Genomic DNA, 14,112 nt, shown 5'->3' with positions numbered 1-14,112 from the left:
GCGCACCAGGTCAGGCGCACCGGCGCAACGTCTGGCGGTGTGGCGAACTCCACCCCGACCAACCGGACGCACCCCGCGCCAGATGGACGGCCGACTGGCACGCTGGCATGCATGTTGATGTGGCCCGGACGCCCTTACCCCCTCGGTGCCACCTATGACGGGACCGGGACGAACTTCGCCCTGTTCTCGGAGGTGGCCGAACGAGTCGAGCTGTGCCTCTTCGCGGAGGACGGGACGGAGACGCGCGCTGAGCTGACCGAGGTCGACGCGTTCGTCTGGCACGGCTACCTGCCGGCGATCTCCCCCGGCCAGCGGTACGGGTACCGCGTGCACGGTCCGTACGACCCGTCGCGGGGCGACCGCTGCAACCCGAACAAGCTGCTGCTCGACCCGTACGCCAAGGCGATCGACGGCCAGATCGACGGCGACCCGTCGCTGTACAGCTACCGGTTCGACGCCCCGGACGAGCGCAACGACGACGACTCCGCCGCGCACACCATGAAGTCGGTCGTCATCAACCCGTACTTCGACTGGGGCCACGACCGGCCGCCGCAGCACGAGTACCACGAGTCCGTGATCTACGAGGCCCACGTGCGCGGCCTGACCATGCAGCACCCGGCCGTCCCGGAGGAGCTGCGCGGCACCTATTCCGGCCTGGCCCACCCCGCGGTCATCGAGCACCTCACGTCGCTCGGCATCACCGCGGTCGAGCTCATGCCGGTGCACCAGTTCGTCAACGACCCCTCGCTGGTCGAGCGTGGGCTGTCCAACTACTGGGGCTACAACACCATCGGGTTCTTCGCGCCGCACAACGGCTTCTCGGCGTTCGCGTCGTCGGGCCAGCAGGTGCAGGAGTTCAAGGCGATGGTCAAGGCGCTGCACCAGGCCGACATCGAGGTCATCCTCGACGTCGTCTACAACCACACGGCCGAGGGCAACCACCTGGGCCCGACGCTGAGCTTCCGCGGCATCGACAACGCCAACTACTACCGGCTCGTCGACGACGACCCGGCCCACTACTTCGACACCACGGGCACCGGCAACTCGCTGCTGATGCGGTCGCCGCACGTGCTGCAGCTGATCATGGACTCGCTGCGCTACTGGGTGACCGAGATGCACGTCGACGGCTTCCGCTTCGACCTGGCGGCCACCCTGGCCCGGCAGTTCCACGAGGTCGACCGCCTCTCGGCGTTCTTCGACCTGGTGCACCAGGACCCGATCGTGTCGCAGGTCAAGCTCATCGCCGAGCCGTGGGACGTCGGCGACGGCGGCTACCAGGTGGGCGGGTTCCCGCCGCTGTGGTCGGAGTGGAACGGCAAGTACCGGGACACCGTCCGCGACTTCTGGCGCGGCGAGCCGTCCACCCTCGGCGAGTTCGCCAGCCGCCTGTCGGGATCGTCGGACCTGTACGAGCACACCGGCCGGCGGCCGATCGCCAGCGTGAACTTCGTGACGGCGCACGACGGCTTCACGCTCAACGACCTCGTCTCCTACAACGAGAAGCACAACGAGGCGAACGGCGAGGGCAACAACGACGGCGAGAGCCACAACCGCTCGTGGAACTGCGGGGTGGAGGGGCCGACCGACGACGAGCGGGTGCTGACCCTGCGCGCCCGGCAGCGCCGCAACTTCCTCACCACGCTGCTGCTGTCGCAGGGCGTCCCCATGCTCGCGCACGGCGACGAGCTGGGTCGCACCCAGCAGGGCAACAACAACGTGTACTGCCAGGACGGCCCGCTGTCCTGGGTGGACTGGGACCTCGACGAGGACGAGAACACGCTGCTGGAGTTCACGCGTCGCCTGGTTCGGCTGCGGCAGGACCACCCGGTGTTCCGTCGCCGCCGGTTCTTCGCGGGAGAGCCGGACCTCGACGACGACTCGGACCTCCTCGACATCGCGTGGCTCGCGCTCGACGGGCACCGGATGCGCGACGAGGCCTGGGGGGCGGACCACGCGCGCGCCGTGGCGGTGTTCCTCAACGGGGACGCCATCCCGGAGCCGGACCTGCGCGGTCAGGAGATCGTCGACGACAGTTTCCTCATCCTGTTCAACGGGCAGCCGGACCCCGCGACGTTCACCCTGCCCGGCGCCGTGTTCGGCGACGTCTGGACGGCCGTGGTCGACACGGACTCCCAGATCCAGTCCGGCACCACTGTCGACGCGGGGACCACGATGACCCTGCGCGAGAAGTCGATCATCGTGCTGACCCGACCGCCGCTGACACCCTCGCCGACGTCGTCGGGCACCGGTGCGGTCGCGGACGCGTCGCGTGAGGCGGCCAAGGCGGCGAAGACGCGCGCGAGCGGCACCCAGTCCTCGGCCGAGGAACCCAAGCGACGGACCACCCGGCCACGCCCGTCGGCATGAGCGAGCCACGCCCGACGCCCACCCGCCGGCTGCCGTCGGCGGGCAAGCCCGTGCCCGTCTCGACCTATCGCGTCCAGCTCGGTGCGGACCTGACGCTCGACGACGTCGCGGAGCGCGTCCCGTACCTCGCGTCGCTCGGGGTCACGCACGTGTACCTGTCGCCGATCCTGCGGGCCGCCCCCGGCTCGACGCACGGGTACGACGTCGTCGACCACGGCGAGGTCGAACCCTCGTTGGGCGGCCTGCCGGCGCTGCGGCGCCTGGCGACGACGGCGCACGACGCCGGCCTGGGCCTCGTCCTCGACATCGTGCCCAACCACATGGCGGTGCCGACGCCGGTCTGGCACAACCACGCGCTGTGGTCGGTGCTGGCGGAGGGACCCGAGTCGCCGTACGCCGACTGGTTCGACGTGGACTGGTCCGCGGGCGACGGCGCGGTGCTCATGCCGGTGCTCGGGGACCGGATCGGCGCGGTGCTCGGTCGCGACGAGCTGCGGCTCGACGAGGCGGAGATCCCCGGCGACGGGACGCGGACCGTCCTGCGCTACCACGACCACGTGTTCCCGGTCCGGCCCGGCACGGAGTCCCTGCCGCTCGCCGAGCTGGTCGAGCGGCAGCACTACCGGCTGGCCTACTGGCGGGTGGCCGACGAGGAGCTGAACTACCGGCGGTTCTTCGACGTCGGCACGCTGCTGGCCGTCCGCGTCGAGGACCCGGCCGTGTTCGACGCCACCCACGCGCTCGTGCTGTCCCTGCTGGCCGACGGCACCATCGACGGGCTGCGGATCGACCACCCCGACGGCCTGGCCGACCCCGGGGGCTACCTCGCCCGGCTGCGCGACGCCAGCGGCGGGGCGTGGGTGGTCGTCGAGAAGATCCTCGAGGGTCTCGAGACGCTCCCGGCCGACTGGGAGACCGCCGGCAGCACGGGGTACGAGGCCCTGTGGCGCATCCAGCAGACGTTCGTCGACCCGGGCGGCGCGGCGGTGCTCGGCGCCGTCATGCACCGCCTCACCGGCGACACGTCCGACGCCTTCCCGGCGATCGCCGAGCAGGCCAAGCGGGAGATCGTCGACGGCCCGCTCTACGCCGAGGTGCACCGGCTGACGTCGCTGGCGGCCGACATCTGCCGCGACGACCTCCGCCTGCGCGACCACACGTGGCGCGCGCTCGAGGACTGCCTGATCGAGCTGCTCGTCGCGTTCGACCGGTACCGCGCGTACGTCGTGCCCGGCGAGCCCGTGCACCCCGAGCAGCTCGAGGTGATGCACGCGGCCGCGGCGCACGCCCGTGCACGGCTCTCGCCGGAGCGCGGCGAGACCATGGACGTGGTCGTCGACCTCCTGCTGGGCCGCGAGGTGGGCAGCGCCGGACGCACCCGCGGGGCACGCCGGGACGAGCTGGTGGTCCGCTTCCAGCAGACCTGCGGCGCGGTCATGGCCAAGGGCGTGGAGGACACCGCGTTCTACCGCTGGACCCACCTCACGGCGCTGTGCGAGGTGGGCGGCGCCCCGGAGCAGTTCGCGCTGACGCCGACCGACCTGTCCGCGTGGGCCGCGGAGCAGCAGCGCTCGGCACCGCTCGGCATGACCACGCTGACCACGCACGACACCAAGCGCGGCGAGGACACGCGGGCGCGCCTCGGCGTGCTGAGCGAGCTGCCCCGGGAGTGGTCCGCCCTGGTCGACGACCTGCGCTCGGCGTCGGCGCCCTATCGCAGCGCCCTGCTCGACGGGCGCACCGAGTACCTCCTGTGGCAGACGCTCGCGGGCACCTGGACCGACGAGGGCCCGATCGCCGGGGACCGGCTGGTCGAGTACCTGACCAAGGCGATCCGCGAGGCCAAGAGCCGCACCACCTGGACGGCCCCGGACGAGGCGTACGAGCGCGCGGTGCTCGACGCCGCCCGGCAGGCCCTGGTCGATCCCGCCGTCGCGGAGCTGTTCGGCAGCTGGGAGCAGCGGACCCGGCCGGCCGTGCGGGCGGGGACCCTCGGCACCAAGCTCGTCCAGCTCACGCTGCCGGGCGTCGCCGACGTGTACCAGGGCACCGAGGTCCCGAACCCGGTGCTGGTCGATCCCGACAACCGGCGGCCCGTCCCGCTGGAGCCCCTGGTCGCCAGGCTCGCGCGGCTCGACGACGGTGCCGGCGCGCGCGACCTTGCCGACGAGAAGCTGCTGGTCACGTCCCGCGCGCTGCGCCTGCGCCGGTCCCTGCCGGAGGCGTTCGTCGGACCGGAGAGCGGGTTCCTGCCGCTGGCGCACTCGTCGGGACACTCGCTGACGTACGCCCGCACGGCCTCCGCGGAGCCCCGTGTCGTGGTGGTCGCCACGCGCCTCGCCGCCGCCGTCGACCGGCTCGGCGGCTGGGCCGACCACACGGTGGCCCTGCCCGACGGCGACTGGCACGACGTGCTCACCGACCGGCCGGTCGCGGGCGGCGTCGTCGACGTCGGGCCGCTGCTCGACCGGCTGCCCGTCGCCCTGCTGGTCCGGGCGGAGGGCTGAGCGGTGCTTCCCCGCGTCTGGGCGCCGTCCGCCACGCGCGTCGACCTCCTGCTGGGCTCCACGCGGGTGCCGATGTCCCTCGAGGGCGGCTGGTGGTCCGTCGACCGCGACCTGGCCCACGGCACCGACTACGCCTTCGCGATCGACGGCGGCGATCCCCGCCCGGATCCGCGCAGCGCGTGGCAGCCTTCGGGGGTGCACGGCCCGAGCCGCGTGTACGACGCGGGCGCCTTCGCGTGGACCGACGACGGCTGGGCGGGCGTCGACGCCCTCGGTCACGTGACGTACGAGCTGCACGTCGGCACGTTCACCCGGGGCGGCACGCTGACCTCCGCGATCGACCACCTCGACGAGCTCGTCTCGCTCGGCGTCGACCTGGTCGAGCTCATGCCCGTCGCTCCGTTCAGCGGCGTGCACGGCTGGGGCTACGACGGCGTGGGCATCTTCGCCGTGCACGAGCCGTACGGCGGCCCCGCGGCTCTCCAGGCCTTCGTCGACGCCGCCCACGCCCGCGGCCTCGGCGTGTGCCTGGACGTCGTGCACAACCACATGGGCCCGTCGGGCAACTACCTCGGCGAGTTCGGTCCGTACTTCACCAACGCCCACCAGACCCCCTGGGGCTCCGCGATCAACCTGGACGGCGTGGGGTCGCACGAGGTGCGCCGCTGGGTCTGCGACAGCGCGCTGCGGTGGTTCCGCGACTTCCACGTGGACGCCCTGCGCCTGGACGCCGTGCACGCGCTGATCGACTTCTCCGAGCGTCACCTGCTGGCGCAGCTGTCCGACGAGGTCGCGTCGCTGTCCGCCGAGCTCGGGCGGCCGCTGTCCCTGATCGCCGAGTCCGACCTCAACGACCCGATCACGGTCACCCCGACGGCCGACGGCGGCTGGGGCATGACCGCGCAGTGGGACGACGACGTGCACCACGCCATCCACGCGCTGGTCACCGGCGAGCGGCACGGCTACTACGTCGACTTCGGCACGCCCGAGGTGCTGCGCCAGGCGCTGACCGGCGTGTTCGTGCACGACGGCGGCTTCTCGACCTTCCGCGGCCGCGACTGGGGCCGCCCGGTGCCGCCCAGCACCGACGGCCACCGCTTCGTCGTCGCGGCGTCCACGCACGACCAGGTGGGCAACCGGGCCCTGGGCGACCGCCCGTCGGCCCGCCTGGACCCCGGCCGACTCGCGGCCGAGGCCGCGCTGGTGCTGCTGTCGCCGTTCAGCCCGATGATCTTCATGGGCGAGGAGTGGGGCTCCCGCACACCGTGGCAGTTCTTCACCGACCACCCCGAGCCCGACCTGGCCGCCGCCGTGCGCGACGGCCGCCGCCGCGAGTTCGGCGGTCATGGCTGGGACGTCCTCTACGGCGGCGACGTCGAGGTGCCGGACCCGCAGGACCCGGCAACGTTCGAGCGCTCGGTGCTGACGCGCGACGAGCTGGACGACCCGGCGCACCCCGAGCACGCCCGGCTGCGCGACTGGTACCGGACCCTGATCGCCGTGCGCCGGACGGTCCCGGACCTGCGCTCCGGCGACCTCGTCGCGACGGACCTCGTCTGGGGCGGCGCCACCGAGCGCGAGCAGGCGGACGTCCCCTGGGACGGCTGGCTGGTGGTGCACCGCGGCGCCGCACGCGTGGTGGTCAACCTGTCCGGCGAGGAGGTCACCGTGCCGGTGGAGACCGACGGCCCGCTCGACGTCGTGGCCGCGTGGGACGCCGCCTCGGTCGAGCCGTCCCCCGGCGGCGCGCTCGTCGTGACGCCGCCGCGCTCGGTCGTGGTGCTCGCCTGAGCCGCGCTCAGGCGATCAGCGCGGCGCCGTCCGCGGCGAGCGACCCCAGCCGCGACAGCGCTCGGTAGTACTTCTTGCGGTAGCCGCCGGCGAGCATCTCGGGAGAGAACAGGTCCCGCTCCCCGGCGCCGCCCAGCAGCACGGGCACGTCCCGGTCGTACAGCCGGTCGACCAGCACCACGAGGCGCAGCGCGACGTCCTGGGTGGGGACGGCGTGGACGCCGGTGAGCGCGACGAGCCCCACGCCGTCGAGCAGGGCGCCGTACCGGCTCGGGTGCACGGTGGCGAGGTGCGCGAGCAGGTCGCCGAAGTCGTCGAGCGTGGCGTCGGGGCGGGCGGCGGCGGCGCGGCGGACCTCGTCCGGCGACAGCCCGACCGCGTCGGTCACCACGGACCGGTGCCGGTAGTCGTCGCCGTCCACCCGGAGCACCTCGAACCGCGCGGCGAGCGCCTGGATCTCGCGCAGGAAGTCCTCGGCCGCGAACCGGCCCTCGCCCAGCGAGCCGGGCAGCGTGTTCGACGTCGCCGCGAGCGCCACCCCGCGGTCGGCGAGCTCGCGCAGCAGGCGGGACATGAGGACGGTGTCCCCCGGGTCGTCGAGCTCGAACTCGTCGATGCAGACCAGGCGGCGCGTGGCGAGCGCCTCGACCGTCGGCAGGAAGCCGAGGGCACCCACGAGGTTGGTGTACTCGACGAACGTGCCGTAGGCGGCCTGCTCGACGCCGACGGCGTGCGCCAGCGACGTGAGGAGGTGGGTCTTGCCGACGCCGAACCCGCCGTCGAGGTAGATGGCCACGGGATCGGACTTGCCGCGCTTAAGCCACCCGCGCGACGGACCCCGGCGGATCACCTCGGCGGCCGCGGAGAGCCGGCTCACGGCCGCGGCCTGCGACGGGTGCGCGGGGTCCGGACGATAGGTGGCGAAGGACTCGCCGGCGAAGTGGCGGGGCGGCACCAGCTCGGCCAGGAGACGGTCCGGGGGGACGACGGGTCGGCGCTGGGTCAGGCTGGGGGCGCCGCTCGAGGCGTCCGGAGAGGTCACGATCGAGCAGCCTACGTCGCGCTCGCGGCGACCCCGAATCCCGCCCGGATCGGTCCGCTTTATCGCGTGCTGGACGCTCGTCCCACATGTCGACCGGAACATCTCATGATTCGGACGCCCTCTGCCGCGTCACGCGCTGCCGTGACAACCTCGTCGGGTGATCGCCCCCGGGTTCCGCCTCTCGTGTCTGTGTGCGTGCGTCTGCACGCGCACCGTCGCCGCGGACCTGTGCGTGTGCTGCTGTCCGCGGAGCAACTGACCCCGCCCCTCGTCCCCCGGGCGCGCGGTCTGCGTCCCGAGAACCGCTCCCCCAGCGGTGGGTGCAGGCGCACGTCCACGTTCTTCCGGAGATAACGCCCCTATGGCGCACACCAGGATCGCCCCGCCCGCTGCTCGTGCCGAGGGCCAGTGGGCGTTCGACCAGAAAGAACCGCTGAACGGCAACGAGCTGTTCAAGCAGCAGGACGACGCGCTCAACGTCCGTCAGCGGATCGAGGAGATCTACTCCCGCGAGGGCTTCGCGAGCATCGCGCCCGAGGACCTGCGCGGACGGATGCGCTGGTGGGGGCTCTACACGCAGCGCAAGCCCGGCATCGACGGCGGCAAGACGGCGACGCTCGAGCCGCACGAGCTGGACGACGAGTTCTTCATGCTCCGCGTGCGCTGCGACGGCGGCGCCCTGAGCCTGCAGCAGCTGCGCACCATCGCGGACGTCTCGGTCGAGTTCGGCCGCGGCACCGCGGACGTCACGGACCGCCAGAACATCCAGCTGCACTGGATCCGCGTCGAGGACGTCCCGGAGATCTGGCGCCGGCTCGAGGCCGTCGGGCTCAGCACCCAGGAGGCCTGCGGCGACTGCCCGCGCGTCGTGCTCGGGTCCCCCGTCGCGGGCGTCGCGGCCGACGAGATCATCGACGGCACCCCGGCCGTGCGCGCCATCGTCGACAACTACATCGGCGACCCGCGCTTCTCGAACCTCCCCCGCAAGTTCAAGACCGCGATCAGCGGCTCCCCGCACCACGACGTGGCGCACGAGATCAACGACGTCGCGTTCGTCGGCGTGGTGCACCCGGAGCTCGGCCCCGGCTTCGACCTGTGGGTCGGCGGCGGCCTGTCCACCAACCCCAAGCTGGGCGTCCGGCTCGGCGCGTTCGTCACGCTCGAGCAGATCCCGGACGTGTGGGTCGGCGTCGTGAGCATCTTCCGCGACTACGGCTACCGCCGGCTGCGGACGCGCGCCCGCCTGAAGTTCCTGGTCGCCGACTGGGGCCCCGAGCTGTTCCGCCAGGTGCTGGAGGGCGAGTACCTCGGCTTCGCGCTGGAGGACGGTCCCGAGCCGCCCCCGCCGCCCACGGGCCGCCGCGACCACGTCGGCGTGCACCCCCAGAACGACGGCAACTTCTACGTCGGCATGGCGCCCACGGTCGGCCGCATCTCGGGCGAGCTGCTGCAGCAGCTGGCCGACCTCGTCGAGACGGCCGGGTCGGACAAGGTCCGGCTGACGGTCGAGCAGAAGATCGTCGTGCTCGACGTCGCTCCGCAGCAGGTGGACCCGCTGGTCGAGGGGCTCGAGGMGCTCGGGCTCCCCGTCCGGGCCGCGAGCACCTTCCGCCGCGGCACCATGGCGTGCACGGGGATCGAGTTCTGCAAGCTCGCGATCGTCGAGACCAAGGCCCGCGCGACCCACCTCATCGGGGAGCTGGAGGACCGGCTCCCGACGTTCGACCAGCCGATCACCATCAACCTCAACGGCTGCCCCAACTCGTGCGCCCGCATCCAGACGGCCGACATCGGTCTCAAGGGCGCGCTGGCCGGCGGCGAGGACGGCTATCAGGTGCACCTCGGCGGTGGGCTCGGGCTCACCAGCGGGCTCGGCAAGACGCTGCGCGGGCTGCGCGTCCCCGCCGAGGAGCTTCCCGACTACATCGAGCGCGTCACGCGCAAGTTCGACGAGCAGCGCGCGGACGGCGAGCTGTTCGCGCAATGGGCCCAGCGGGCGGACGAGGAGGACCTGCGATGAGCGCAACGTCGGGCGAGCGGGCCGTGCCCTACTACTGCCCGTTCTGCGCCAGCGAGGACCTCTGGCCCGCCGGCGAGACCCACGGCCAGTGGGAGTGCCGCTCGTGCACCCGCGCGTTCGCGCTGAAGTTCGTGGGGTTGGTGGCGCGCTCATGATCACCACGGACCTCCAGGAGCTCGCGGAGCAGGCGGGCCGCGACCTCGAGGGTGCGCACCCGTCCGAGATCCTGCGCTGGGCCGCGGACACGTTCGGCACGGACCTCGTGCTCGCGTCCTCGATGGGCGACGAGGTGCTCGTGCACCTCGCGGCGGAGGCCGTGCCGGGGATCGACGTGATCTTCCTCGACACCGGCTACCACTTCGCCGAGACCCTGGGGACGCGCGACTACTACGCCGACTTCACGGACATCAAGCTCCGCACGATCCTGCCGCTGCGCACGGTCGCGGAGCAGGACGCCGAGCACGGCGCGAAGCTGCACGACCGCGACCCGAACCTGTGCTGCGCGCTGCGCAAGGTCGAGCCCCTCGAGCGCGGCCTCGAGCCCTACACGGCGTGGGTCACCGGCATGCGCCGCGAGGACGCCCCGACCCGCACGGACATCACGGTGGTCGGGTGGGACGCCAAGCGCGGCAAGGTCAAGCTCAACCCGCTGGCGGCGTGGACCCAGGCCGACGTGGACGCGTACGTCGAGGAGCACCACGTCGTGCTGAACCCGCTGCGTCAGGCCGGCTATGCCTCCATCGGCTGCGCGCCGTGCACGCGCGCCGTCGCCCCCGGCGAGGACCCCCGCGCGGGTCGCTGGTCGGGTACCTCCAAGATCGAATGCGGGTTGCACACATGAGCGTGGTGACGCTGACCCAGCTGGACGCCCTCGAGTCCGAGGCCGTCCACGTCATGCGCGAGGTGGCCGGCGAGTTCGAGCGGCCGGTGCTGCTGTTCAGCGGCGGCAAGGACTCGATCGTCATGCTGCACCTGGCCCGCAAGGCGTTCTGGCCGGCGCCCGTGCCGTTCGCGCTCATGCACGTGGACACGGGGCACAACTTCCCCGAGGTCATCGAGTACCGCGACCGCGTCGTCGCCGAGCACGGGCTGCGGCTCGTCGTCGCCAGCGTGCAGGACGCCATCGACGACGGCCGCGTGGTCGAGCGCGCGGACGGGTCCCGCAACCCGCTCCAGACGGTCCCGCTGCTCGACGGCATCACGGCGCACCGGTTCGACGCGGTGTTCGGCGGCGGGCGCCGCGACGAGGAGAAGGCGCGCGCCAAGGAGCGCGTGTTCTCCCTGCGCGACGAGTTCGGCCAGTGGGACCCCCGACGCCAGCGCCCGGAGCTGTGGGACCTCTACAACGGCCGCCACAAGCCCGGCGAGCACGTGCGCGTCTTCCCGCTGTCCAACTGGACCGAGCTGGACGTGTGGCGCTACATCCAGCGCGAGCAGATCGAGCTGCCCTCGATCTACTACTCGCACCAGCGCGCTGTGTTCCTGCGCGACGGCATGTGGCTCGCACCCGGCGAGTGGGGCGGCCCGCGGGCGACCGAGACCCTCGAGGTCCGCACGGTCCGCTACCGGACCGTCGGCGACATGAGCTGCACCGGCGCCGTCGAGTCCGAGGCGTCCACGATCCCCGAGGTCATCGCGGAGGTCGGCGCGAGCCGCCTGACGGAGCGCGGCGCGACGCGCGCCGACGACCGCGCGTCCGAGGCCGCCATGGAGGACCGCAAGCGCGAGGGCTACTTCTGATGGGCGCCGCCCCGACCAGCCAGCTGACCCCGACGAAGGAGTCCCCGCACGTGACCGAGCACGCGACGCGGGACCTCCTGCGCCTGGCCACGGCCGGATCCGTCGACGACGGCAAGAGCACCCTGATCGGCCGCCTGCTCTACGACACGAAGTCGGTGCTGGCCGACCAGCTGAGCGCCGTCGAGGCGGCCACCCTCGCCCGGGGCGGCGGCGACGTCGACCTGGCGCTGCTCACGGACGGCCTGCGCGCCGAGCGCGAGCAGGGCATCACCATCGACGTGGCGTACCGCTACTTCTCGACCGCGACGCGCGCGTTCGTGCTCGCCGACACCCCGGGCCACGTGCAGTACACCCGCAACATGGTCACGGGCGCCTCGACGGCCGAGCTCGCGATCGTGCTGGTCGACGCGCGCAAGGGCGTGCTGGAGCAGACGCGTCGGCACGCCACGATCACCGCCCTCCTGCGCGTGCCGCACGTGGTGCTCGCCGTGAACAAGATGGATCTGGTCGACTTCGACGAGGCGACCTTTCGCTCCATCGCCGAGGAGTTCACCGCGTACGCGCTCAGCCTCGGGGTCGAGGACGTCACGGCGGTGCCGCTGTCCGCGCTGGCCGGCGACAACGTGGTGGACCGCTCCACGCGCACGCCCTGGTACGACGGCCCGACGCTGCTCGAGCACCTCGAGTCGGTGCCGGTCGGTCGCGACGCGCTGTCCGAGCCGTTCCGGTTCCCCGTGCAGGTGGTCATCCGCCCGCGCACCGCGGAGCACCCTGACTACCGCGGTTACGCGGGCCGGGTCGCCTCCGGGGTCGTCTCGGTCGGCGACGAGGTCACGGTCCTGCCGTCGGGCAAGCGCAGCACGGTCGTCGGCATCGATACGTTCGACGGGCCGCTGACCGAGGCGCACGCGCCCCAGTCGGTCACGCTGCGGCTCGCCGACGACGTCGACGTGGCCCGGGGCGACGTTCTCGTGCCGACGGCGGCCACGGTCGAGGTCGGGACCGAGCTGGTCGGCACCGTGTGCTGGCTGGCGGAGAAGCGCAGCGTGCTGGGCGCCCGCCTCCTGGTGCGCGTCGGCACCCGCACGGTCCGCGCCCTGCTGCGCGAGGTGAACGCGCGGCTCGACGTCGACACCCTGACGGTCGACGCCTGGGACGGGGTCGACACGCTGCACCTGGTCGACGCGACGGACACGTCCTCCGACATCCCGCCGCGGGCGCTGACGCTCAACGCGATCGGCCGCGTCAAGATCCGGCTGGCGGAGCCGATCGTGCTCGACGAGTACGCGACCCACCGCCGCACGGGCGGTTTCCTGCTGGTCGACCCCGCGGACGGCACCACGCTGGCCGCCGGCATGATCGGCGCCACCCTGCTGGACCGGCTCACGCCCGCGCCGTCGGCGCAGGACGACGACGACTGGTTCGCGGGGTCGGGGATATGAGCACCCCGCAGCACGCGCTGCTGCTCGACGTGACCGGCCGGCGCGTCGTCGTCGTGGGCGGCGGCCCGGTCGCAGCCCGGCGGGCGGCGCGGCTKGTCGAGGACGGCGCCGACGTCCTGGTCGTCGCGCCGGCACTCTGCGAGGACCTCGCCGAGCTCGCCGCGGCCGACCGCATCACCTGGCGCGCCCGCGACTACCTGGCCACGGACCTCGACGGCGCGTGGCTGGTGCACACGGCGACGGGCGAGCGCGCGGTCGACGACGCGGTCGCGGCCGACGCCGAGGCCGCGCGGCTGTGGTGCGTGCGGGCCGACGACGCGAGCGCGTCGACCGCGTGGACGCCCGCCGTCGCACGGTCGGGCGACGTCACGGTCGCCGTCGGCGCCGGCGGGGACCCGCGCCGCGCCGCCGCCCTGCGATCCGCCATCGCGCTCCTGCTCGACACGGGCGGCCTCCCCCTGCGCCACCACCGCCCGTCGACGGGCCGCGTGACGCTCGTCGGCGGCGGCCCGGGCGACCCCGGGCTCATCACCACGCGCGGACGGCGGGCGCTCGCCGAGGCGGACGTCGTCGTCGTGGACCGCCTCGCACCCCGCGCCCTGCTGGCCGAGCTCGACCCCTCCGTCGAGATCATCGAGGCGGGCAAGTCCCCGCACGCGCACACGCTCACCCAGACCGAGATCAACGCCGTGCTCGTCGAGCGCGCCCAGGCCGGGCACCGCGTCGTCCGCCTCAAGGGTGGCGACCCGTTCGTCCTGGGCCGGGGCGGCGAGGAGGTGCTCGCCTGCCTCGCGGCCGGCGTCCCGGTCGACGTCGTGCCCGGCGTGACCAGCGCGCTCGCGGTGCCCGCGGCAGCCGGCATCCCGGTGACGCACCGCGGCCTGGCCCGGCAGCTGACCATCCTGTCGGCGCACGACGCGACCCCGGACTGGTCGACGCTCGCGCGGCTCGAGGGCACCCTCGTCCTGCTCATGGGCGTGGCGCAGCTCCCCGGTCACACGCGTGCGCTGCTCGCGCACGGCAAGGACCCCGGCACGCCCGTCGCGATCATCGAGAGCGGCACCCTGCCCGAGCAGCGGACCACCCTGGGCAGGCTGGACGACATCGCGGACCGGGCGCGCGAGCGCGGCGTCGGCAACCCGGCGGTCGTGGTCATCGGGGACGTCGCGGCGCTGGCGGACGTCCTGGCCTAGGTTGGCGGTC

General features: G+C 73.2%; 10 protein-coding genes. 9 read left to right on the top strand and 1 reads right to left on the bottom strand.

The window, feature by feature from the left end; genetic code table 11:
- Positions 1–111 precede the first annotated feature (111 nt).
- The 3 genes from glgX to treZ are packed head-to-tail and all read left to right on the top strand — an operon-like array spanning position 112 to position 6,665.
- Entirely contained in the window at positions 112–2,367 is a 2,256-nt protein-coding gene (gene glgX / locus AC1DQC_RS10375; RefSeq protein ID WP_477051154.1) for a glycogen debranching protein GlgX, read from the top strand.
- A complete protein-coding gene (gene treY, locus AC1DQC_RS10370) occupies positions 2,364–4,874 on the top strand; it encodes a malto-oligosyltrehalose synthase (RefSeq protein ID WP_477051153.1) in 2,511 nt (836 codons plus the stop codon). The genes glgX and treY overlap by 4 nt, the downstream gene beginning before the upstream one ends.
- 3 nt (positions 4,875–4,877) lie before the next feature.
- Entirely contained in the window at positions 4,878–6,665 is a 1,788-nt protein-coding gene (gene treZ / locus AC1DQC_RS10365) for a malto-oligosyltrehalose trehalohydrolase (RefSeq protein ID WP_477051152.1), read from the top strand.
- A 7-nt stretch (positions 6,666–6,672) separates the two neighbouring features.
- Here the strand turns inward: treZ and zapE are convergent, their stop codons facing one another.
- Positions 6,673–7,707, bottom strand: coding sequence for a cell division protein ZapE (zapE, locus tag AC1DQC_RS10360; protein ID WP_477051151.1), 1,035 nt, complete (start codon positions 7,705–7,707; stop codon positions 6,673–6,675).
- Between the two features lie 361 nt (positions 7,708–8,068).
- On the opposite strand from zapE, the gene AC1DQC_RS10355 reads away from it, so the two are divergent.
- The 6 genes from AC1DQC_RS10355 to cobA are packed head-to-tail and all read left to right on the top strand — an operon-like array spanning position 8,069 to position 14,102.
- Complete coding sequence (locus AC1DQC_RS10355) at positions 8,069–9,727, top strand: nitrite/sulfite reductase (protein ID WP_477051150.1); 1,659 nt, start codon at positions 8,069–8,071, stop codon at positions 9,725–9,727.
- Positions 9,724–9,882, top strand: a complete 159-nt coding sequence (locus tag AC1DQC_RS10350) for a hypothetical protein (RefSeq protein WP_456824315.1) — start codon at positions 9,724–9,726, stop codon at positions 9,880–9,882. Before AC1DQC_RS10355 ends, AC1DQC_RS10350 begins: the two co-directional genes overlap by 4 nt.
- A complete protein-coding gene (locus AC1DQC_RS10345) occupies positions 9,879–10,568 on the top strand; it encodes a phosphoadenylyl-sulfate reductase (protein ID WP_477051149.1) in 690 nt (229 codons plus the stop codon). Before AC1DQC_RS10350 ends, AC1DQC_RS10345 begins: the two co-directional genes overlap by 4 nt.
- Positions 10,565–11,467 (top strand): sulfate adenylyltransferase subunit CysD, encoded by a 903-nt coding sequence (cysD, locus tag AC1DQC_RS10340; protein WP_477051148.1) that lies wholly within the window; start codon positions 10,565–10,567, stop codon positions 11,465–11,467. The genes AC1DQC_RS10345 and cysD overlap by 4 nt, the downstream gene beginning before the upstream one ends.
- Positions 11,467–12,909, top strand: a complete 1,443-nt coding sequence (locus tag AC1DQC_RS10335) for a sulfate adenylyltransferase subunit 1 (protein ID WP_477051147.1) — start codon at positions 11,467–11,469, stop codon at positions 12,907–12,909. The genes cysD and AC1DQC_RS10335 overlap by 1 nt, the downstream gene beginning before the upstream one ends.
- Positions 12,906–14,102 carry a uroporphyrinogen-III C-methyltransferase gene (gene cobA / locus AC1DQC_RS10330; RefSeq protein ID WP_477051146.1) on the top strand — a complete coding sequence of 399 codons (1,197 nt, stop codon included), beginning with the start codon at positions 12,906–12,908 and terminating at the stop codon, positions 14,100–14,102. Before AC1DQC_RS10335 ends, cobA begins: the two co-directional genes overlap by 4 nt.
- Positions 14,103–14,112 lie beyond the last annotated feature (10 nt).

The organism is Cellulomonas sp. P4_H12 (genome assembly GCF_056400905.1).
The sequence above is the reverse complement of the archived record's forward strand: the minus strand, read 5'-3'. Positions and strand labels throughout refer to the sequence as shown.

What these genes read in the sequence shown, in the direction of transcription:
- AC1DQC_RS10335 (WP_477051147.1), top strand. Translation starts at nt 11,467, where the DNA reads ATGGGCGCCGCCCCGACCAGCCAGCTGACCCCGACGAAGGAGTCCCCG.
- AC1DQC_RS10350 (WP_456824315.1), top strand. Translation starts at nt 9,724, where the DNA reads ATGAGCGCAACGTCGGGCGAGCGGGCCGTGCCCTACTACTGCCCGTTC.
- glgX (WP_477051154.1), top strand. Translation starts at nt 112, where the DNA reads ATGTTGATGTGGCCCGGACGCCCTTACCCCCTCGGTGCCACCTATGAC.
- cysD (WP_477051148.1), top strand. Translation starts at nt 10,565, where the DNA reads ATGAGCGTGGTGACGCTGACCCAGCTGGACGCCCTCGAGTCCGAGGCC.
- AC1DQC_RS10345 (WP_477051149.1), top strand. Translation starts at nt 9,879, where the DNA reads ATGATCACCACGGACCTCCAGGAGCTCGCGGAGCAGGCGGGCCGCGAC.
- treY (WP_477051153.1), top strand. Translation starts at nt 2,364, where the DNA reads ATGAGCGAGCCACGCCCGACGCCCACCCGCCGGCTGCCGTCGGCGGGC.